Here is a 21,025-nt window from a genome sequence, read left to right on the forward strand (position 1 = left end):
TTAAACTCCCGGCCAATTGAATGGGAACCCAAGACATGACCGAAGACACCATCAAACGCCGGGCCCGAGGGTTGGACCGGGCGTTCGATATCCTCGACTTCCTCAAGGAAATCGGCCAGCCGTTGCGCCCCAATGACATCGCCAGCGGCATCGGCAGTCCCAAGTCCACGGTCTACGAGCTGGTGGCGTCGCTGCTGGAGCGACGCATCCTGGAGCCGGTGGGCAAGGACGGCCACGTCTATCTGGGCCGCCAGTTGTACTTTCTCGGGCAGGCGCACCTGCGGCATTTCGACCTGAGTCGCGAGGCCGATCACGCCTTGCAGGAAATCGTCAGCCAGACCCGGGAAACCGCCCAGATGTGCCTGCTCAACGGGCGCAAATACACGGTGGCGCTGATGAAGGAGGGGGAGCGGCATTTTCGCATTTCCTCGGACATCGGCGAGAACGCGCCGATTCCCTGGACCGCATCCGGACGCCTGCTGCTGGCGCATCTGAGTGACCAGCAGATCGTCGACCTGATCGACCCCGACGACTTCATCCTGCCGGACGGCGAGCGCCTGCCCCTGGAGCGGTTTCTTGCCGAGATCCGCCAGGCCGGGCTCGATGGATTTTTCTCCTTCGACAGTGTGGCCGACACCTTCACCCACTGCTTCGCCGCGCCGGTCAAAGACGCCAATGGCGTGGCCATCGCGACCCTGTGCATCGTCGCCCCACGGGCCGACGCCAAGAACAACTACGCCGACTACCGCCGGGTGCTGATCGAAAGCGCCAACAACCTGGCCCGTCGCATCAATGAATAGACAGCCGCGGCTGTGTGAGGAGTGTGAACATGTCTTCTGCCATTCATAACGCTGCCGTGGAGAAGGGGGCCGCCCAAGCGGGCGATCACCTGCTGCGCGACATCAGCCTGCCGGCGCTGGTGCTGCATCGCCAAGCGTTGGAGCACAACATTGACTGGATGCAAAAGTTCGTCACGGACAGTGGTGCCGAACTGGCGCCCCACGGCAAGACCAGCATGACCCCGGCGCTGTTTCGCCGCCAACTCGAGGCCGGCGCCTGGGGACTGACCCTGGCCACCGCAGTGCAGACCCGTGCCGCTTACGCCCATGGCGTGCGCCGGGTGCTGATGGCCAACCAATTGGTGGGCACGCCAAACATGGCGCTGATCGCGGATCTGCTGGCAGATCCAGCGTTCGAATTCCATTGCATGGTCGACCATCCCGACAACGTTGCCGAGCTGGGCGCGTTCTTTGCCTCTCGCGGCGCGAAGTTGAACGTGATGATCGAATACGGTGTGGTGGGTGGCCGGTGTGGCTGCCGGACCGAGGCCGAGGTGCTGGCCCTGGCCGAGGCGATCGGGGCGCAACCGGCGCTGGCGCTGACCGGTATCGAAGGCTACGAAGGCGTGATCCATGGTGACCACGCCATCAGTGGCATCCGTGCGTTTGCCGCATCCCTGGTGGGGCTGGCGGTGCAACTGCAGGACAACGGTGCGTTCGCCATCGACAAGCCGATCATCACCGCCTCGGGTTCAGCCTGGTACGACCTGATTGCCGAGTCTTTCGAGGCTCGGAACGCCCACGGACGTTTCCTCAGTGTGCTGCGTCCTGGCAGTTACGTGGCCCATGACCATGGCATCTACAAAGAGGCCCAGTGCTGCGTGCTGGAACGGCGTAGCGACCTGCACGAAGGTCTGCGCCCGGCCCTGGAAGTCTGGGCCCACGTGCAATCGCTGCCTGAACCCGGCTTTGCGGTGATCGCCCTGGGTAAACGCGACGTGGCCTATGACGCCGGGCTGCCGGTGCCGCTCAAGCGTTACCAACCCGGCTCCGACTCCATAGCGGGGCAGGACCTGGCCGGCTGCAAGGTCACGGCGGTGATGGACCAGCATGCGTTCATGACGGTGGCGACCGGGGTGGAACTGCGGGTAGGCGACATCATCTCGTTCGGTACGTCGCATCCGTGCCTGACTTTCGACAAGTGGCGGGTGGCGTGCCTGGTGGATGAGCAGTTGCGGGTGGTCGAGAGCATGGAGACTTGTTTCTAGCCTTGAAACCGAGTCGCGGCTATCGCGAGCAGGCTCGCTCCCACAGTGGGGGCGGTTGTGAACAGAGGGTTTATGTTCACCAATATCCCCTGTGGGAGCGAGCCTGCTCGCGATAGCGGCCTGGCAGACACTATCGAAATATCAGGATCGCCCATGAGCTACCCCAACCCAAAACCTCGCATCGCCCTGATCGGCGAGTGCATGATCGAACTGCAGCAGCGCGCCGATGGCAGTCTGCAACAAAGCTTCGGCGGCGACACCCTGAACACCGCTGTGTACCTGTCCCGCGCCCTGGGTGAGAAGGGCGCGGTGGATTACGTTACCGCCTTGGGCGACGACAGTTTCAGCGATGCCATGTGCCAGAGTTGGGCCGCCGAAAATATCGGCCTGGATCGGGTCCAGCGCCTGCCCGGTCGTTTGCCGGGTTTGTATTGCATCCAGACCGACGCGGCGGGTGAGCGGCGGTTTTTGTACTGGCGCAACGAGGCGGCGGTGCGTGATTGCTTCACCACCCCGGCCGCCGCACCGATTCTGGCGGCGCTGCCGGATTACGACGTGCTGTACTTCAGCGGCATCACCCTGGCCGTGCTCGGTGAGCAAGGTCGTGGCAAGCTCATCGAAACCCTGATCCAGGCCCGCCGGCGCGGGGCCGAGGTGGTGTTCGACAATAACTACCGGCCAAGGCTCTGGGCATCAGTGGATGCAGCCCGTGCGGCCTATCGCAGTGTATTGCCTTACGTGGAGCTGGCGCTGCTGACGGTGGACGACGAGCAGGCGCTGTTCGGTTATGCCGACAGCGCTGAGGTGTTCGCCGCGTACGCGCAGTTGGGCACGTCGGAAGTGGTGCTCAAGCGCGGTGCCGAGCCCTGTCTGATCTGTTGTGATGGTGAGTCTTTCGAGATTCCGGCCCAGCGAGTGGAGCGGGTGGTGGACACGACGGCGGCGGGGGATTCATTCAGTGCTGCTTACCTGGCAAGCCGCCTGCTCGGTGGCAGCCCGGTGGAGGCCGCCGAGGCTGGACATCTGTTGGCGAGCCGGGTCATCCAGGTGCCGGGGGCGTTGATGCCCAAGGACTGAAGGGGCCGGGAAGCACCTGTGGGAGCGGGCTCGATCATTAGTCCCGGTAGAACACCTGCACCAGGTGATAGCCGAACTTGCTCTTGATCGGCCCATGCACCACCCGCAGGGGCTTTTTGAAGATTACCGTATCGATCGCACCGACCATCTGCCCGGGCCGTACTTCACCCAGATCACCGCCGCGTTTGCCCGAGGGGCAGGTGGAGTATTTCTTGGCCAGTACATCGAAGGCTTCGCCTTTGGCGATGCGTTGCTTGAGCTGTTCGGCTTCTTCGGCGGTTTTCACCAGGATATGGCGGGCTTGGGCTTTCATTGCAGCAGTGACCTGAACGGTGCGACGGGGCGGCGATTATGCCTCAAGTCAGGCGCCATGGTTGATCATCGTCCGAATCTTGTTCGCCAGCAGATCGAGGCTGAAGGGCTTGGCAACCATATCCATGCCCTGCTCGAGAAAGCCCTGGCGCTCGGCGGCCTTCTGCGCATAACCGGTCATGAACAGCACCTTCAGATCGGGCCGATGCTGACGGGCGATTTCCGCCAGTTGCCGGCCATTCATGCCTGGCAGGCCGACATCGGTCACCAGCAAGTCGATGCGCTGGCTGGACTCCAGTAGCCCAAGGGCAGCCTTGGCGTCCTGGGCTTGAAGGGTGGTGTAACCCAGGGCGTCGAGCAGATCGAGCACCAGCATGCGCACGGCCGGTTCGTCTTCGACCAGCAACACGGTTTCACCGGCGACTGCGGCCGGTGCATCCAGCGCTACCGGCGCCGCAGTCTGCTGGACAGACGCGACGTACAGCCGCGGCAGGTACAACTGCACCCGCGTGCCCTGGTCCGGCACACTGTCCAGGCTCAGCAGGCCACCCGACTGTTGGGCAAACCCGTAGATCATCGACAAGCCCAAACCGGTGCCCTGGCCGATGGGTTTGGTGGTGAAGAACGGATCAAAGGCCTTGGCCAGCACGGATGGGGTCATGCCGCTGCCATTGTCGCTGACGGCAATCATCACGTAGTCACCGGCCTTGACCGGTTCCAGGGCACTGAGGTCATTCCCGTCGAGGTAGACGTTGGCGGTTTCGATGGTCAACTCGCCCCCCTCGGGCATGGCGTCCCGAGCGTTGATCACCAGATTGAGCAGGGCGTTTTCCAACTGGCTGGCATCGGTGCTGACCGGCCACAGTTCATCGGCCAACTGCAGGCGCAGCACGATGTGATCGCCGGTGGTTCGGCTCAGCAAGTCTTCAAGTGAACGCACCAGGTCATTGGGGTCCAGCGGTTTGCGGTCCAGCGACTGGCGGCGGGAAAACGCCAGCAGACGGTGGGTCAGGGCCGCCGCACGATTGGCCGAGGACACGGCCGCTTCGGTGAAACGACCGATCTCGGCGGTGCGACCGCTGGCAATGTAGCGCTGCATCAGGTCGAGACTGCCGAGAATGCCGGTGAGCATGTTGTTGAAGTCATGGGCAATGCCGCCAGTGAGTTGGCCCACGGCCTCCATTTTCTGGGCGTGGCGCAGCGCCTCCTCGGCACGTTCGCGTTCGAACATCTCGTTTTGCAGGCGGTGGTTGGCTTCGGCCAGTTGCTGGGTGCGGGCGATGACGCGTTCTTCGAGCGTTTCGTTGAGGTTGCGCAGGGCCTCTTCGGTTTTCTTGCGCTCGGTCTCGTCGATCACAAAGATGTAGAAACCGTTCACCGCACCATCGGCCCCACGGCGCGGCAGGTAGTTGATCAAGGCATGGCGGGGACGGCCGTCGCGGTGATCCGATTGCACGGTGAAGCTGCACGGCTTGCCTGCCAGGGCGTCGGCGATCTGCTCGGCGCGGGCGGCGTAGGCTGAATCGCCGAGCACTTCGCGAATGGTCTTGCCATATAGCTCTTGGGGCGTCAGGCCATACCAATCCAGATAGGCGCTGTTGTTGAGGCGAAAACGTTCTTCCCGGTCCACATAGCTGATAAGGACCGGCATGGCGTTGATGATCAGTTGCAGTTCGGTCTGGCTCTGGCGCAGGGCCTGCTCGGTACGCTTGCGATCGGTCAGGTCCAGGGCCGCGCCGAGAAAGCGTTTGGGCCGGCCATGGCGATCCTTGTAGCAACGACCGCGCACGAACACCCAGCGCAGTTCGCCGTCAGGCCGCAGGAGACGGTACTCCTCGGCGTATTCAGTGCTGTGGGTGATGCAATGCTTGATGCTGCGGGTGACCATGGCCCGGTCCTGGGGATGCACGCCTTCAAGGTAAGCGCTGATGGGCAACTGGCGCGACAGGTTCGGGTCGACGCCATGCAGCACCGCGAAGTGCTCGTCGGCAACAAAGCGGTCTTCGCTGATGTCCCAATCCCAGGTGCCTAGCGTATCGGCAGCGGCCAGGGCCAGTTGCAGGCGTTCCTCGCTTTCCTGCTGGGCCTTGAGGCTGGCTTCTGAGCGTCGCTCGAACTCCAGGGCCAGGCGTCGTCGTTCACCGGTCTCGATGGCTGTGACCAGAATACCGGCCACGGCGCCGTCTTCATCGCGCACGGGGCTGTAGGTCAGGTCCAGCCAGACATCGCAGAGGCGACCGGCGAAGGGCACCCGCCATTGCTGATCGCGACAGGTGTGCATGTGGCCTTGCAACACGCGGTGATAAATCGGCCCGCTCAGGTCTTTGAGTTCGGGCCATGCTGAATGGGTCGGCTGGCCGAACGCCTGGGGGTGTTTGTCGCCCGTCAGGCGGGTAAAGGCGTCGTTGTAGAAATGAATCAGCTGTGGCCCCCACAGCAGGGACATCGGCAGCGGCGAGTGGAGCACGATGTCCAGGGCGGTACGCAGGCTCTGGGGCCAGGTTTGGGCAGTGCCCAGCGGGCTGTTGGCCCAGTCACGTCGGGCGAACAGGCTTTGTATGTCAATGCCGGTGGGTGTTGCGTTCATCACGCAAACCCTGCAAATCGTGTCGCAGCCACGGTGTCTACTATCCTCTGAAGAAGGTAAGCGCGGGTTGGTCTGAAAAGTTTGCTCATCGGGTCAGCTTGTTTCATTGAAGTCTCGCGGAAGTCAATCAGGCCATGGAAATCGATCCCTTGTTACGCATCCTGGCGAGCCAGGATGGCTCCGACCTCTATATGTCCACCGGTGCGCCGCCGTGCGCGCGTTTCGAGGGGGTGCTCAAACCCTTGAGCAACCAGCCCTTCAAGGTGGGCGACATCGCCGGGCTCGCCGAGTCTTTGATGGACGCCGAACAGCGGCTTGAGTTCGATCGAGAACTGGAAATGAACCTGGCTATCTCCCTGGCTGGGGTCGGGCGGTTTCGCGTCAATATCTTCAAGCAGCGCAATGACGTGTCCATGGTGATCCGCAACGTCAAGCTCGACATCCCTCGGTTCGAGGACCTGAAACTGCCAAATGTGTTGCTGGACACCATCATGCAGAAACAGGGGCTGATGCTGTTCGTCGGCGCGACAGGGTCGGGCAAGTCGACTTCCCTGGCGGCGCTGATCGATTACCGTAATCGCAACAGCAGCGGCCATATCATCACCATTGAAGATCCGGTGGAGTATATCCATCGACACAAGAAATCGATCATCAATCAACGGGAAGTCGGTGTCGACACCCGCAGCTTTCATGCCGCCCTGAAGAACACCTTGCGCCAGGCACCAGACGTGGTACTGATCGGCGAAATTCGTGATCGCGAAACCATGGAACATGCCCTGGCCTTCGCCGACACCGGGCACCTGGTGATTTCCACCCTGCATGCTCACAATGCCAACCAGGCGCTGGACCGGGTGATCAATTTCTTCCCGGAAGAGCGCCGGCCGCAGCTGCTTAATGATCTGGGCAACAACCTCAAGGCGTTCGTGTCGCAACGCCTGGTGCGCACTCGCACCGGCCAGCGCCGGGCCGCGGTGGAGGTCATGCTGGGCTCGCCCACGGTGGCCGACCTGATCCGCCGCAATGAGTTCGGTGAGCTCAAGGGCATCATGGAGAAGTCAGAAGAACTCGGGATGCAAACCTTCGATCATGCCCTGTACAACCTGGTGGTGGAGGGCGCTATCGATGAGGAGGAAGCCCTGAAAAACGCCGACTCGGCGAACAACCTGCGGTTGCGCCTGAAGTTGCATGCCGAGTCGGGGGCAGCGGTGCCCCCGGCCGATCCGGCGGCGGGGGAGTGGGGGTTGATGGATTGATGGTTCTACAGGCATACCGCGTTGTCGTTTATCGCGAGCAGGCTCGCTCCCACAGGGAATCGATGGTGATTGCCAATCCTGTGTTCACCACCGACCAATGTGGGAGCGAGCCCGCTCGCGATGAGGCCAGATGGCCCATACGGCTTTAACCTCAGGTGGTCAGTTCCAGCCGATCCCTGAACTGCTCCAGCGCCTCGGGATTGGCCAGGGCATCGGTGTTTTTCACCACCTGCCCATGCACCACGTTGCGCACCGCCAGTTCCACCACCTTGCCGCTGATGGTCCGCGGGATGTCGCTGACTGCCAGGATCTTCGCCGGCACATGACGCGGTGTGGTATTGGCGCGGATCACCTGGCGGATCTGTTGCTCCAGGGCCTCATCCAGGGTCACGCCGTCGCGCAGGCGCACAAACAGTACCACGCGCACATCACCCTGCCATTGCTGGCCGATAGCAACGCTGTCCAGCACCTGCTCGACCTTTTCCACCTGCCGATAGATTTCCGCCGTGCCGATGCGCACGCCACCGGGGTTGAGCACTGCATCCGAACGCCCGTGGATCAAGAAACCGCCGTGAGGCAGTTCCTCGGCGTAGTCCCCCTGGGCCCACACACCGGGGAACTGGCTGAAGTAGGAGGCCCTTAGCTTTTCCTGCTGCGGATCATTCCACAGGCCAATGGGCATGGCCGGGAAGTGCCGGGTGCAGACCAGTTCACCTTTCTCACCGATGACCGCCTGGCCTGCCTCGTTCCAGACCTGCACCGCCATGCCCAGGCTCTTGCCCTGCATCTCGCCACGGCGAACGGCGGACAACGGATTGCCATTGACGAAGCACGACACAATGTCGGTGCCACCGGACATCGAGGCCAGGCACACCTGGGTCTTGAAGTCGCGATACACGTAGTCGTAGCTATGGGGCGCCAGGGCCGAGCCGGTGGACAGGATGGTTTTCAGGCTGCCCAGGTCATGGGTCTGTCGCGGTTTCAAACCCTGGCTTTCCAGGGCCGCCAGGTATTTGGGGCTGGTGCCGAATACGCTGATGCGCTGCTGGTCGATCAGGTCCAGCAGGCGCTTGGGGCCAGGGTGAAAGGGCGAGCCGTCGTAGAGCACCACCGCACTGCCGACGGCGAGGGCCGACACCAGCCAGTTCCACATCATCCAGCCACACGTGGTGTAGTAGAACAGGCGATCTTCGGGGCCAAGGTCTACATGCAGGCCATGTTCCTTGAGGTGTTGCAGCAATACGCCGCCGGTGCTGTGGACGATGCACTTCGGCACGCCGGTGGTGCCACTGGAATAGAGGATGTACAGCGGATGATCGAACGGCACGTCAACGAACGCCGGTTCGCCGCCACAGCGGTAGAAGTCGCTCCACAACGCGACGCTGGCCGTTGTCTTGAAGTCTTCGACGCGGGCGTCAGGGCATGCATAGGGCAGGATGATCAATTGCTGCAGCGAAGGCAGGCGCTCGAGGATTTCGTTGACCTTGGCTCGCTGGTCGATGACCTTGCCGGCGTAGCGGTAACCGGCGCAGGTAATCAGCACCTTGGGCTCGATCTGGCCGAACCGGTCGATGACCCCGTGGGTGCCGAAGTCAGGCGAGGAGCACGACCAGATCGCCCCCAGGCTGGTGGTGGCGAGCATGCCCGCCAGGGTCTGCCAGGTGTTGGGCATGCACGCGGCTACCCGGTCGCCCTTGCTCACACCTGCCGCTTGCAGGCTTTTTTGCAGGCCAGCGACGTGGGCGGCAAGTTCGGCCCAGGTCAGTTGTTCTTGCCCGCCACTTTCGTCGAGGGCAACCACGGCCACGGCGTCATCGCGCCGGCGCAGCAGGTGTTCGGCAAAATTCAGTGTCGCCCCGGGAAACCACCGGGCGCTGGGCATTTGCTCACCTTCGACCAGCACATCGCTGGGCGCCTGGTGAAAACGGATCTCGAAGAAGTCGACGATGGCCTGCCAGAAGGCTTCACGCTGGTCGATGCTCCAGGCGTGCAGCGCCGGATAATCGCTCAGTTGCAGCTGATGCCGTTCGTTGATGAACCGGCGAAAGGCGTCCATGCGTGACTGGGCGATGCGATCGGGGGTGGGTTGCCAGAGGATGTCGGACATGGGGTGCCTCTTTTTCTTTTATGTACACACAAACTATAGAGCGACCCAATCTTGTGGCGAGGGGATTTATCCCCGACTTGTGGGAGCAAGGCTTGCCCGCGATGAACGAAAACGCGGTTTAGCTGTTAAACCGCGGTGCGGCCATCGCGGGCAAGCCTTGCTCCCACAGATAAATCCCCTCGCCACAAGGGATCGCAAGAAATTTACTGAGCCAGCCACCCACCATCAATATTCCACGCCGCGCCACGTACCTGGCTGCCGGCTTCGCTGCACAGAAACAGCACCAGTTCCCCCAGTTGCGGCGGGGTGACGAATTCCAGGGAAGGCTGTTTTTCGGCCAGCAGGTCATGCTGTGCCTGTTGCGGGTCGATGCCCGTGGCAATGCGGTCGTCGATCTGTTTCTGCACCAGCGGTGTCAGCACCCAGCCAGGGCAGATGGCGTTGCACGTCACGTTACTGGTGGCGGTTTCCAGGCCGACCACTTTGGTCAGACCGATCACCCCGTGTTTGGCTGCGACGTAGGCGGCCTTGCCCACCGAGCCGACCTGGCCGTGCACCGAGGCAATGTTGATGATCCGCCCCCAGCCCTTGGCGCGCATGCCCGGCAGGCTCAAGCGCGTGGCATGGAACACCGAGGACAGGTTGATGGCGATGATCGAGTCCCAGCGCTCCACCGGAAAATCTTCCACGGCGGCCACATGCTGGATACCGGCGTTGTTCACCAGAATGTCCACGCCGCCGAACTCCCGTTCGGCGTAAGCGAGCATGTCGGCGATCTGCGCCGGATCACTGACATCGGCCGGATGATGGCCGACCTTGCCGCCGAACTGTTTCACCTCGGCGATCACCGTCGAGGCATCGCCGAAGCCGTTGAGGATCAGGTTGGCGCCGGCCTTGGCAAGGCTCAGGGCGATGCCCAGGCCGATGCCGCTGGTAGAGCCGGTGACCAGGGCGGTCTTGCCCGAAAGAGGGGTTGTCATGGGGAGCCTCACACAATGCCAGTGGCGTAGAACACAGCGATCACGAAGAACACCGCGAGGGTCTTGATCAGCGTAATGCAGAAAATGTCTTTGTAGGCTTCACGGTGGGTCAGACCGGTCACCGCCAGCAGGGTGATCACCGCGCCGTTGTGGGGCAGGGTGTCCATGCCGCCGCTGGCCATGGACGCGACCCGGTGCAGCACTTCCAGAGGAATGTTGGCGGCGTTGGCGGCGCTGATGAACGTTTCGGACATCGCCGCCAGGGCGATGCTCATGCCGCCCGAGGCTGAACCGGTGATGCCCGCCAGCAGCGTCACGGTCACGGCTTCATTGACCAGTGGATTGGGGATGTTCTTGAGCCAGTCGGCCAGCACCAGAAAACCCGGCAAGGACGCGATGACCGCGCCAAAACCGTATTCCGAAGCGGTGTTCATTGCCGCCAGCAGCGCACCGCCCACCGCGCTCTTGCTGCCTTCGGCCAGCTTGCTGCGAATGGTGCTGAAGGCGAACAGCAGCACCAGGACAATGCCCACCAGCAACGCGGCCTGCACGGCCCAGATCGCGGTGAGCTTGGCGATGTCGCTGGTCACGGGTGTGGTCATGCCCGGCAGCGCCAGGCTGTGGGTCTTGCCATACCACTGGGGAATCCACTGGGTGAACAGCAGGTTCATGATCCCGACCGCCAACAGCGGCGAAATGGCGAGCCAGGGATTGGGCAGTTTGATGTCTTCGGCAGTCTCCGGCTCGTTGCGCAGTTCGGTGCCGTAGCCTTCGCCTAGGCGCTGGGCCTTGTTGCGCTGGCGTTGCAGGAACAGCATGCCGAAGCTGAACACGAAGATCGTGCCGATCACACCCAGCCAGGGCGCGGCCCAGGCGGTGGTGTTGAAGAAGGTGCTGGGGATGATGTTCTGGATCTGCGGCGTGCCGGGCAGAGCGTCCATGGTGAACGAGAACGCGCCAAGGGCAATGGTGGCCGGGATCAGCCGCTTGGGAATATTGCTCTGGCGGAACATCTCGGCGGCGAACGGATACACCGCGAACACCACGACGAACAGCGACACGCCGCCATAGGTCAGCAAGGCGCAGACCAGCACGATCACCAACATGGCCTGGCGCGTGCCCAGCAGGCGAATCGCCGCCGCGACGATAGAGCGGGAGAAACCCGACAGCTCGATCAGTTTGCCGAACACCGCGCCGAGCAGGAACACCGGGAAATACAGTTTGATGAAGCCGACCATCTTCTCCATGAACACCCCGGTGAAAGCCGGCGCGACGGCGGAAGGGTCAGTGAGCAGGACGGCGCCGAGGGCGGCGATGGGGGCAAAAAGGATAACGCTGTAGCCACGGTAGGCGGCCACCATCAGCAGCGTGAGGGCTGCCAAGGCAATGATCACACTCATGGTGTGTCTCCTGGATTGTTATTTTTGTGGTGAAGCGGTGGGGAGGGCTTTAGCGAGATTTGTGCCAGGTATGTAATTTATTGAAATATAAGAGAATTATTGATTTTGGTGAGGGTGGCTCGAGAGTTTTGTCTCTGTTTTGAGATTTTCAGGGGCTGTGCTGGCCTCATCGCGAGCAGGCTCGCTCCCACAGGTTGACCGAGTTCGTCAGGAAAGTACGGTCCACTGTGGGAGCGAGCCTGCTCGCGATGAGCGCGAAGCGCTCAAAAGGAGCTGTCTATATCTAGAGATATGCGTCTCTTTATTGAGACTCGGCAATCCCCAGCGCCACCATTTTCTTATACAAGGTCGACCTCCCCAGCCCCAACCGCTCAGCCGCTTCAACTACCTTGCCGCCGCATTGCGCGAGGGTGGTTTCGATCAAGTGGCGGTCGAATCGTGCCCGGGCCTGGCTGAAGGTTTCTTGCGGCAGCGGCTCCTGATGTGGATTCAACGCACGGGTGACCGGCGTGAAAGTCCCAATGGCCGCTCGAATATCGGCGGCAGTGAGCAGCAGGTCGTCGCTGAGCAGCGCGGTTCGTTCCAGCACATTGCGCAACTCCCGGATGTTGCCCGGCCAGGCGTGTTGCCCCAGCAGGTCGAGTGCGTCGTGGTTCAGTTCGTGCTGGCTGCGCAGTTCTTCGAGGATCGCCTCGCTCAGGGCCGGTAAATCATCCAGGCGTTCGCGCAGCGGCGGGACCTGGATCGGCAACACATTGAGGCGGTAATACAGGTCGGCGCGAAATTCTCCGCGTTTGATCGCCGCTTCCAGATCCATGGAGGTGGCAGCGATGATCCGCACGTCGCTTTGCAGCACCTCGTTGGAGCCCACGGGTTCGTATTCTTTTTCCTGCAAGACCCGCAGCAGTTTGCTTTGCAGCGGCAGTGGCATGTCGCCAATTTCGTCCAGGAACAGTGTGCCGCCCTGGGCGATCTGCAGCTTGCCGGCGCGGCCTTTGCGGTCGGCGCCGGTGAAGGCGCCCGGGGCGGTGCCGAAAAACTCGGCTTCCAGCAGGGCCTCCGGGATCGCCGCGCTGTTGATGCTGACGAACGCCTTGTGCGCCCTCGGCGAAGCACCATGGATCGCTTGGGCCAGCAGTTCCTTGCCGGTCCCGGTTTCGCCGAGCAACAGCACCGGCGAATCGGCGCTGGCGCTGCGCCGGGCACGACGCTTGACCTCCAGGCTGGCGCTGCTGGTGCCGATGAAGTGGGCGAAGTTGTACCGAGTCTGCCGTGCCCGCAACAGCGAGCGGGTGGAGGCCAGTTCCTCCTGCATGCTCAGGTAGCGCTTGAGCATCGGCGACAGGCTGCGCAATTCATCGAACAGGGCAAAACCGATGGCGCCGATCACCGCGCCCGCGCTGTCGTGGATCGGCAGGCGCATCACCACCAGCGGCTCCTTGGGCGTGTCCTGCATGTCCAACAGAATCGGTCGGCCAGTACGTACCACTTCGCGCAGCAGGCTGCTGGGGATCACGCTCTCGCACGCCCGGCCGATGGCTTCTTGCGCTGAGTTCAGGCCGAAGCGCCGGGCGTAGCGTTCGTTCATCCAGACGATGTTCGCGTCACGGTCGACAATCACCGTGCCTTCGCTGGACTGTTCGATGATCTCGAACAACGAACGGATCGCCAGCGTGCGCACGCGCTTGTAATCCTTGAGGCTTTCGGTGGGGTTCATCGGGCATTTCCAGAAGGTGGGATTTGCCGGCATCCTCCGATCAAAGGGGTTGCCAAAGAGCGGCATTATGCCGGGAGGGGCCGGCCGAGCACTACTCCGCCCGCATCCTTTGCCGTGGCGTATCAATGGCAAACCCTAAGCCTTAGTGGATCTGCTCAGTGGTGGGCAGTCTGATAAACTTGTACAGTTTTCACTAATATGTACATTTTTCTGAGAGCGCTCATGAATAAATTCAACCCTCGCAAGCTGCAGCTCTCCAAATGGACGGCCTGTGCGCCGACTGATCGGGAAAAGCATTTTCTCGTCACCAAGCTGCTCTGTGATGAGGAGGGGACACCCATTAAGATTGAGCTTGAGGCTGTATACAGCGCTCGTGTGACGTTGCTCGACTGGCGCGAGTTGCGCGACAGCAAGCATTGGAAAATGGGCTGGTGCTGAATGGCTTGGGCTGTGCCATAGAGATCCGTATGACTTCTTATAGTTATACACAATCATAAAGTTGTACAAGTTTTCCTGCGATAGTGGCTTAATGCAGCTATCTAGCGATGGCATCTCTGCCTTCGTGTGGCTACAGCCACGCATTCACGCCTCCGGGAGCGCCACCCATGTTCATTCGTACTCGCAAGCATCAGGACGCCTTGCACGAAATCCAGGCCAGGCAGGCTATTCTCGAAGCCGAACGGACGGCCTTGCAGCAATGCATGGCGATCATCGAGTTCACCCCGACGGGCGAGGTGCTCGACGTCAGCCCGGTTTTTTTGAAAATGATGGGGTATTCACTCAGCGAAACCCTCGGTCAGCATCATTCGATGTTTTGTGAGCCTGCCTATTCACGCAGTGCCGAATGCTCGGCGTTATGGCGGCAGTTGGGGCAGGGTTCTCCAGCCGACAGCCAGTTTCTGCATTTGCGGCGTGATGGAAGCTGGCTGTGGGTGCACGCAAGCTACGTCCCTGTGCTGGATCACCATGCAAAGGTGCAGCGCATCATCCTGATTGTTCGCGATATCAACGAGCGGGTGTTGCGCGCCCAGGCCGAAACCAGTTTCATGCAAGCGATCGACCGTTCCATGGCGGTTATCGAATTTGATCTGAGCGGTCAGGTCGTGAATGCCAACGAGAATTTCATGAACGTCATGGGGTACCGCCTGCAAGAAATTCGGGGCCAGCATCACCGGATTTTCTGCAAACCCAGCGAGGTCCAGAGTGAGGCTTATCGTGGCTTCTGGGCCGGGCTCAATCGCGGTGAATACAGGACCGGCCTTTTCGAACGCGTCGACAATCGAGGCGCGACTGTCTGGCTGCAGGCTACCTACAACCCTCTCTACGATGCACGGGGGCGCTTGTATGGCGTGGTCAAGTTCGCCACTGACAGCACTCGCGAAGTCGAGCAACGCCAAAGTGAATCAAAAGCCGCCGGACTTGCTTTCGAGACGTCCCGGCAGACCGATGAGCAAACCCGGCTCGGCACGTGTGTGGTTCAGCAAACCGTTACGGTGGTGCAAAGCATCGCCGATGAGCTTCAGCAGGTGTCAGCCGGGATAGGTGCCCTGAGCGCGCAGTCCGAAGAAATCGGCAGCATCGTCGATGCCATCCGGGGTATTGCCGAACAGACCAATCTGCTTGCCCTCAATGCCGCCATCGAAGCGGCTCGCGCCGGGGAGCAGGGACGCGGCTTCGCGGTGGTGGCCGATGAGGTGCGCAATCTGGCGCGACGTACAAGTCAGTCAACCGTGGCCATTACTCAGGTCGTCGCCAAGAACCGTGAATTGGCCAGGCGAGCGGTGAGCAGCATGCAATCGAGCACGCTCAAGGCAGAGCAGGGCGTGAAACTGGCTAACCAGGCCGGCACTGTCATTCTGGATATTCATCGAGGCGCGCAGCAGGTGGTGGAGGTGATGGGTGAATTCGCTCAAGCGCTGGATCAACGACGTGGTGCCTGAGCGAGCCCGGGATTACTGCGGCTGCGCCGCCGCCAACAGCTCCTTGGTGTAGGGATGCTGGGGCGAGTCGAACACTTCATGGCTGGCGCCGTGCTCCACCACTTTACCGTCCTTGATCACGATCATGTCGTGGGCCAGGGCGCGGACCACCGCCAGGTCATGGCTGATGAACAGGTAAGTCAGGCCATGCTTTTCCTGAAGCTGGCGGAGCAGGGCGACCACTTGCTTTTGCACGGTGCGGTCCAGGGCTGAGGTCGGTTCGTCCAGCAGAATCAGGGCCGGCTTGAGCACCAGCGCCCGGGCGATGGCGATGCGTTGGCGCTGGCCACCGGAGAATTCGTGGGGGTAGCGGTGGCGGCTCTGCGGGTCGAGGCCGACTTCCTGCAGCGCCTGGATCACCTGCGCTTCACACTGCTCGGAACTGGACGAGCTGTGGACCTCAAGGCCTTCACTGATGATCTGCTGCACCGACATGCGAGGGCTGAGGCTGCCGAACGGGTCCTGGAACACCACCTGCATCTGCTTGCGCCACGGTCGCAGGTCTTTCTGCGACAGATGATCGAGGGCTTGTCCCTGGAAGTGGATGCTGCCTTCGGATTCGATCAATCGCAGGATCGCCTGGCCGAGGGTGGATTTGCCGGAACCGGATTCACCGACGATGCCCAGGGTCTTGCCGCGCTGGATCGTCAAGCTGATGCCGTCCACGGCGCGCAGGTATTCCTTGCGCCGGAACAGCCCGCCGCCCAGGGCAAAGCTGACGCGCAGATCCTGCACTTGCAAGACGTCTTCGCGTTCGTCACGGGGCAGGGCTTCGCCTTCCGGTTCGGCGTGCAGCAACTCGCAGCTGTAGGGATGCTTCGGCGCGCTGAAGAGCGTTTCGCACGGCGCCTGTTCGACGATTTCCCCGGCCTTCATCACGCACACCCGTTGCGCGATGCTGCGCACCAGGTTCAGGTCGTGGCTGATCAGCAGCAGTGACATGCCGAGTCGTTGCTGCAGGGACTTAAGCAGCAGCAGAATCTTGCGCTGCACCGTCACGTCGAGCGCGGTGGTCGGTTCGTCGGCAATCAACAGTTCAGGTTCGCAGGCCAGGGCCATGGCAATCATCACCCGCTGTCGTTGGCCGCCGGAGAGTTGATGCGGATAGGCCTTGAGGCGTTCGGTGGGTTTCTGGATGCCCACCAGGGCCAGCAACTCCAGAATGCGCTGGCGCGCGGCCTTGCCGCCCAGGCCCTTGTGCAGCATGAGGGTTTCGCCAATCTGCTTTTCGACGCTGTGCAGCGGGTTCAGCGAGGTCATGGGTTCCTGGAAGATCATCGCGATCCGGTCCCCGCGCAGTTCGCGCAGGACCCTGGCCTCGGCGCCCACCAGTTCCTGGCCGCGATAGCGAATGCTGCCGGTGGTACGGCTGCCGGTTTGCGGCAGCAGTTGCAGAATCGAATGGGCCGTTACCGACTTGCCGGAGCCTGACTCGCCCACCAGGGCCAGGCATTCACCGGGGCGGATATCCAGGCACAGGTTGCGCACCACGGTTTGGTCGTTGAAGGCCACGCTCAAGTCGCGGATTTCGATCAGGTTGTCGCTCATCTCAGGGTTCCGCTTCATGGCCGTGGATCAGGATCGGGGGTCGAATGCATCGCGCAACGCCTCGCCAATGAACACCAGCAGAGAAAGAATCAGCGCCAGGGTGAAGAACGCCGTCAGGCCCAGCCACGGCGCTTGCAGGTTCTGTTTGCCCTGGCCGATCAACTCGCCCAGCGACGCGCTGCCCGCCGGCATGCCGAAGCCGAGGAAGTCCAGGGCGGTGAGGGTGGAAATCGCCCCGGTGAGGATGAACGGCAGATAACTCAGGGTGGCGTTCATCGCATTGGGCAGGATATGCCGCACGATCACCTTGCGGTCGGACAGGCCCAGGGCTCTGGCGGCCTTGACGTATTCAAGGTTGCGCCCGCGCAGGAACTCGGCGCGCACCACATCCACCAGGGCCAGCCAGGAAAACAGCGCCATGATTCCCAGCAGCCACCAGAAATTCGGCTCGACAAAGCCGGACAGAATGATCAGCAGATAGAGCACCGGCAGCCCGGACCAGACCTCCAGCAGGCGTTGCCCCAGCAGGTCCACCCAGCCGCCGTAATACCCCTGCAAGGCACCGGCGCTGATGCCGATCAGCGCGCTGATGGCCGTCAGGGCCAGGGCGAACAGAATCGACACCCGTGCCCCGAAGATCACCCGGGCCAGCACGTCCCGGGCCTGATCATCAGTGCCCAGCCAGTTCACCGACGAGGGCGGGCTTGGGGTCGGCTGGTTCAGGTCGTAGTTGGGCGTGTCGTCGCTGAACGGGATCGGCGGGAACAACAGCCAGCCGCCGTCCTTGTGGATCAGATCCTGCACGTAGCTGCTGCGGTAATCGGCCTGGAACGGCAACTGCCCGCCAAACTCCTGTTCGGTGTAGCGCTTGAACACCGGGAAATACAGCGACCCCTGGTAACTCACCAGCAACGGCTTGTCGTTGGCGATCAATTCGCCGCCCAGGGTCAGCATGAACAGGCCGATGAACAGCCACAGCGACCACCAACCCCGGCGATTCTTCTTGAAACGCTCAAAACGCCGGCGGCCCAAGGGTGACAACTTGAACATCAGGCGTTCCTCGCGGCGAAGTCGATACGCGGGTCCACCAGGGTGTAGCACAGGTCGCCGATGAGTTTGATCAGCAAGCCGAACAGCGTGAAGATGAACAGCGAACCGAACACCACCGGATAGTCCCGGGACACCGCGGCTTCATAGCTCATGCGTCCCAGGCCATCGAGGGAGAAGATCACCTCGATCAGCAAGGAGCCGGCGAAAAACACGCTGATGAACGCCTGGGGAATCCCTGACACCACCAGCAGCATCGCATTGCGGAACACATGGCCATACAGCACGCGTCGTTCGCTCATACCCTTGGCTCGCGCGGTGACCACGTACTGGCGGGTGATTTCGTTGAGGAACGAGTTCTTGGTCAGGATCGTCAAGGTGGCGAAACCGCCAATCACCAGCGAAGTGACCGGCAGGACTAGGTGCCAGAAATAATCGGTGATCTTGCCCAGTGTCGACAGCGACTCGAAGTTGTCAGACACCAGCCCGCGCACCGGAAACCAGTTCAACGACGTGCCGCCGGCAAACATCACGATCAGGAACATGGCGAACAGAAATGCCGGCATGGCGTAGCCGATGATGATCGCCGTGCTGCTCCACACATCGAAGGCCGAGCCATGGCGCACCGCCTTGCGGATGCCCAGGGGAATCGACACCAGGTAGGTGATCAGCGTGGCCCAGAGCCCGAGGGAAATGGTCACCGGCATCTTCTCCAGGATCAGGTCGGTCACCGTGGCGCCGCGAAAGAAACTCTTGCCGAAGTCCAGTCGGGCGTAGCTGCTGAGCATCAACCACAAACGCTCATGGGCCGGTTTGTCGAAGCCGTATTGTTTTTCGATGTCCTTGATCAGCTGTGGATCGAGGCCGCGACTGGCTCGCGAACTGCCGGTCATGGCAGTGCCCGAACTGCCGACGCTGGCGCCGCCGATGCCTTGCAGTTGGGCGATGGCCTGTTCCACCGGCCCGCCCGGAGCGGCCTGCACGATGACGAAGTTCACCAACAGGATGATGACCAGCGTCGGAATGATCAGCAGCAAGCGCCGCGCGATATAGGCCCACATCAATGCCGCCCTCCAGGGGAGCCGCGTTTGAGGCGTTCGGCGGCCATCTGCTCGTTGGTCAGCGGTGTGGTGCTCATTTCCCACCAGCTTTCGATGGCTTCGTCATTGCTGGCCTGCACTTTGGGTCTGCCAAAGCGGTTCCACCAGACGGTCGAACTGCCCGGCGGGTAGTAGTTGGGGATCCAGTAGTAATTCCATTGCAGCACCCGGTCGAGGGCGTGGGCATGGCGGAGCATGTCGCGCTGGGTGGTGGCTTTGACCAGTCCGTCGATCAGGGTATCGACGGCCGGATTCTGCAAGGCCATGTAATTGTTGGCCCCTGGATCGTTGGCCGCCGCCGAGCCGAAATAGTTGTAGAGCTCCATGCCCGGCGAAGTGCTGACGGGATAGCCGGTGATGATCATGTCGTAGTCGCGACTCATCAGGCGATTGACGTATTGGGAGGCGTCGATGCGCCGGATGCTCATGTCGATGCCGATCTGTGCCAGGGTGCGCTTGTAGGGCAACAACAGCCGGTCGAGGCCGTTCTGGCTGATCAGGAACGTGAAGCTCAGCGCTTCCCCCTCGGCATTGACCAGGCGGTCGCCGTCGGGTTTCCAGCCGGCCTGTTGCAGCAGTGCCAGGGCTTGCAGTTGTTTGTCACGGATCACGCCGCTGCCGTCGGTTTTCGGTGCGTGGAAGACCTGGCTGAAGACTTCCTCTGGGACTTTGCCGCGCAACGGCTCGAGAATCGCCAGTTCGTCGGCATCGGGCAGTTGCCGGGCGGCCAGGTCGGTGTTGGAGAAAAAACTCTGCTGGCGCACATAGAGGTTGCGCATCATCTGGCGGTTGCTCCACTCGAAATCCCAGAGCATGGCCAGGGCTTGGCGGACACGCCGATCCTGGAACTGCGGTTTTTGCAGGTTGAACACGAAGCCTTGGGCCGTTTGGGGAGCCTCGGTGGCCAGGTGGGCCTTTTGCAGGCGACCGTCATGCAGGGCTGGGCTGTCATAGCCGATGGAATAACCGGTGGCGGAGAACTCGCGATTGTAGTCATAAGCGCCGCCACGCAAGACCTGCCGCGCCACATCGGTATCGCCGAAATACTCGATGCTGAAATGGTCGAAATTGTAGAGCCCGCGACTGACCGGCAGGTCCTTGCCCCACCAGTCGGGGTTGCGCTCGAAGGTGATGCTGCGTCCCGAGTCGATCCGGCCCACCCGATAGGGGCCACTGCCCAGCGGGGCTTCGTAGCCACCTCCACTGGCAAAGTCGCGGGTTTTCCACCAGTGCTCGGGAAAGACCGGCAGTGTGGCGATGTCCAGAGGCAGAGTACGGTTTTCGTTGTTCTTGAAGTCGAAGCGAACGGTGCGCTCGGATTCCACTTCGACGCCTTTGACGGCGGCGAACTGGGTGCGATACCGCAGGCTGCCCTGGGTCATCAACAGCTCGAAGGTGTAGCGCACGTCTTCGGCGGTGATGGGCTTGCCATCGGCAAACCTGGCCTTGGGATTGAGGTAGAAGCGCAAGGACAGGCCATCGTCGGCGCGTTCCATCTTTTGCGCCACCAGGCCATAGACGGTATAGGGCTCGTCCAGCGAGCGCTGAGCCAGCGGCGAATACAGCATTCCATCGATCTGGCTGACGCCGATGCCTTTGTCGATGTAGGGCAGGACGTGGTCGAAATGGCCGATCTCGATGGCCGAGCGGCGCATGGTGCCGCCTTTGGGGGCCTGGGGATTGGTATAGGCGAAGTGGCTGAAGCCCTGGGGGTACTTGGCCGGTTCGCCATACACCGTCAGGGCATGTTGCGGTGTGGCATCCACACCGGCGGCACCTGTCAGCAGGACCACGGCATTGAACAGCAGTGAAGGGAACGCCAGTCGCATTGTCAGCCTTAAAGCCGGGTGATAGATGACCACGATTTGTAC

The 21,025-nt window shown here is 61.8% G+C and carries 16 protein-coding genes; 6 read left to right on the forward strand and 10 right to left on the reverse strand.

The features are described from left to right. Positions 1 to 35: 35 nt before the first annotated feature. The 3 genes from BW979_RS13895 to BW979_RS13905 all read left to right on the forward strand — a co-directional run bounded on the left by BW979_RS13895 (position 36) and on the right by BW979_RS13905 (position 3,124). Positions 36 to 800 (forward strand): IclR family transcriptional regulator, encoded by a 765-nt coding sequence (locus tag BW979_RS13895; protein WP_047227838.1) that lies wholly within the window; start codon positions 36 to 38, stop codon positions 798 to 800. A 29-nt stretch (positions 801 to 829) separates the two neighbouring features. Then, a complete protein-coding gene (locus tag BW979_RS13900) occupies positions 830 to 2,047 on the forward strand; it encodes an amino acid deaminase (protein ID WP_047227839.1) in 1,218 nt (405 codons plus the stop codon). Between the two features lie 153 nt (positions 2,048 to 2,200). Further along, the gene (locus BW979_RS13905) at positions 2,201 to 3,124 is read left to right on the forward strand and encodes a sugar kinase (RefSeq protein WP_076384044.1); all 924 of its coding nucleotides are present in this window, start codon (positions 2,201 to 2,203) and stop codon (positions 3,122 to 3,124) included. Positions 3,125 to 3,161: 37 nt separating this feature from the next. Here BW979_RS13905 and BW979_RS13910 read toward each other — a convergent pair whose 3' ends face one another. Both BW979_RS13910 and BW979_RS13915 read right to left on the reverse strand, forming a co-directional pair. After that, complete coding sequence (locus BW979_RS13910; RefSeq protein ID WP_076384045.1) at positions 3,162 to 3,437, reverse strand: peptidylprolyl isomerase; 276 nt, start codon at positions 3,435 to 3,437, stop codon at positions 3,162 to 3,164. 48 nt (positions 3,438 to 3,485) lie between these two features. After that, complete coding sequence (locus BW979_RS13915; RefSeq protein WP_076384046.1) at positions 3,486 to 6,023, reverse strand: PAS domain-containing protein; 2,538 nt, start codon at positions 6,021 to 6,023, stop codon at positions 3,486 to 3,488. 134 nt (positions 6,024 to 6,157) lie between these two features. Between BW979_RS13915 and BW979_RS13920 the strand changes: the two genes are divergently transcribed. Continuing rightward, on the forward strand, positions 6,158 to 7,276 hold the full coding sequence (locus BW979_RS13920) for a PilT/PilU family type 4a pilus ATPase (protein WP_047227842.1): 1,119 nt from the start codon (positions 6,158 to 6,160) through the stop codon (positions 7,274 to 7,276). Between the two features lie 151 nt (positions 7,277 to 7,427). Here BW979_RS13920 and BW979_RS13925 read toward each other — a convergent pair whose 3' ends face one another. The 4 genes from BW979_RS13925 to BW979_RS13940 form a co-directional block, all read right to left on the reverse strand. Further along, complete coding sequence (locus tag BW979_RS13925) at positions 7,428 to 9,383, reverse strand: acetoacetate--CoA ligase (protein ID WP_076384047.1); 1,956 nt, start codon at positions 9,381 to 9,383, stop codon at positions 7,428 to 7,430. A 203-nt stretch (positions 9,384 to 9,586) separates the two neighbouring features. Further along, on the reverse strand, positions 9,587 to 10,363 hold the full coding sequence (hbdH, locus tag BW979_RS13930; protein ID WP_076384048.1) for a 3-hydroxybutyrate dehydrogenase: 777 nt from the start codon (positions 10,361 to 10,363) through the stop codon (positions 9,587 to 9,589). 8 nt (positions 10,364 to 10,371) lie between these two features. After that, the gene (locus BW979_RS13935) at positions 10,372 to 11,763 is read right to left on the reverse strand and encodes a GntP family permease (protein ID WP_047227845.1); all 1,392 of its coding nucleotides are present in this window, start codon (positions 11,761 to 11,763) and stop codon (positions 10,372 to 10,374) included. 301 nt (positions 11,764 to 12,064) lie between these two features. Continuing rightward, positions 12,065 to 13,480, reverse strand: a complete 1,416-nt coding sequence (locus BW979_RS13940) for a sigma-54 interaction domain-containing protein (protein ID WP_047227846.1) — start codon at positions 13,478 to 13,480, stop codon at positions 12,065 to 12,067. 222 nt (positions 13,481 to 13,702) lie between these two features. On the opposite strand from BW979_RS13940, the gene BW979_RS13945 reads away from it, so the two are divergent. Both BW979_RS13945 and BW979_RS13950 read left to right on the forward strand, forming a co-directional pair. After that, the gene (locus BW979_RS13945; RefSeq protein WP_047227847.1) at positions 13,703 to 13,918 is read left to right on the forward strand and encodes a TIGR02450 family Trp-rich protein; all 216 of its coding nucleotides are present in this window, start codon (positions 13,703 to 13,705) and stop codon (positions 13,916 to 13,918) included. Between the two features lie 167 nt (positions 13,919 to 14,085). Beyond that, positions 14,086 to 15,420, forward strand: a complete 1,335-nt coding sequence (locus BW979_RS13950) for a methyl-accepting chemotaxis protein (protein ID WP_076384049.1) — start codon at positions 14,086 to 14,088, stop codon at positions 15,418 to 15,420. A 12-nt stretch (positions 15,421 to 15,432) separates the two neighbouring features. On the opposite strand, the gene BW979_RS13955 is transcribed toward BW979_RS13950, so the two are convergent. From BW979_RS13955 to BW979_RS13970, 4 genes are read right to left on the reverse strand one after another with little or no spacing between them, the layout of a single operon-like run. Further along, entirely contained in the window at positions 15,433 to 17,007 is a 1,575-nt protein-coding gene (locus BW979_RS13955) for an ABC transporter ATP-binding protein (protein ID WP_047227849.1), read from the reverse strand. Between the two features lie 27 nt (positions 17,008 to 17,034). After that, positions 17,035 to 18,057: an ABC transporter permease gene (locus tag BW979_RS13960; protein ID WP_047227850.1), complete on the reverse strand. Its 1,023-nt coding sequence runs from the start codon at positions 18,055 to 18,057 to the stop codon at positions 17,035 to 17,037. Beyond that, a complete protein-coding gene (locus tag BW979_RS13965) occupies positions 18,057 to 19,115 on the reverse strand; it encodes a microcin C ABC transporter permease YejB (RefSeq protein ID WP_047227851.1) in 1,059 nt (352 codons plus the stop codon). The genes BW979_RS13960 and BW979_RS13965 overlap by 1 nt, the downstream gene beginning before the upstream one ends. Continuing rightward, positions 19,115 to 20,983, reverse strand: a complete 1,869-nt coding sequence (locus BW979_RS13970; protein ID WP_047227852.1) for an extracellular solute-binding protein — start codon at positions 20,981 to 20,983, stop codon at positions 19,115 to 19,117. Before BW979_RS13970 ends, BW979_RS13965 begins: the two co-directional genes overlap by 1 nt. Positions 20,984 to 21,025 lie beyond the last annotated feature (42 nt).

The organism is Pseudomonas sp. A214, from assembly GCF_900156295.1.
Lineage (GTDB): Bacteria > Pseudomonadota > Gammaproteobacteria > Pseudomonadales > Pseudomonadaceae > Aquipseudomonas > Aquipseudomonas rhizophila.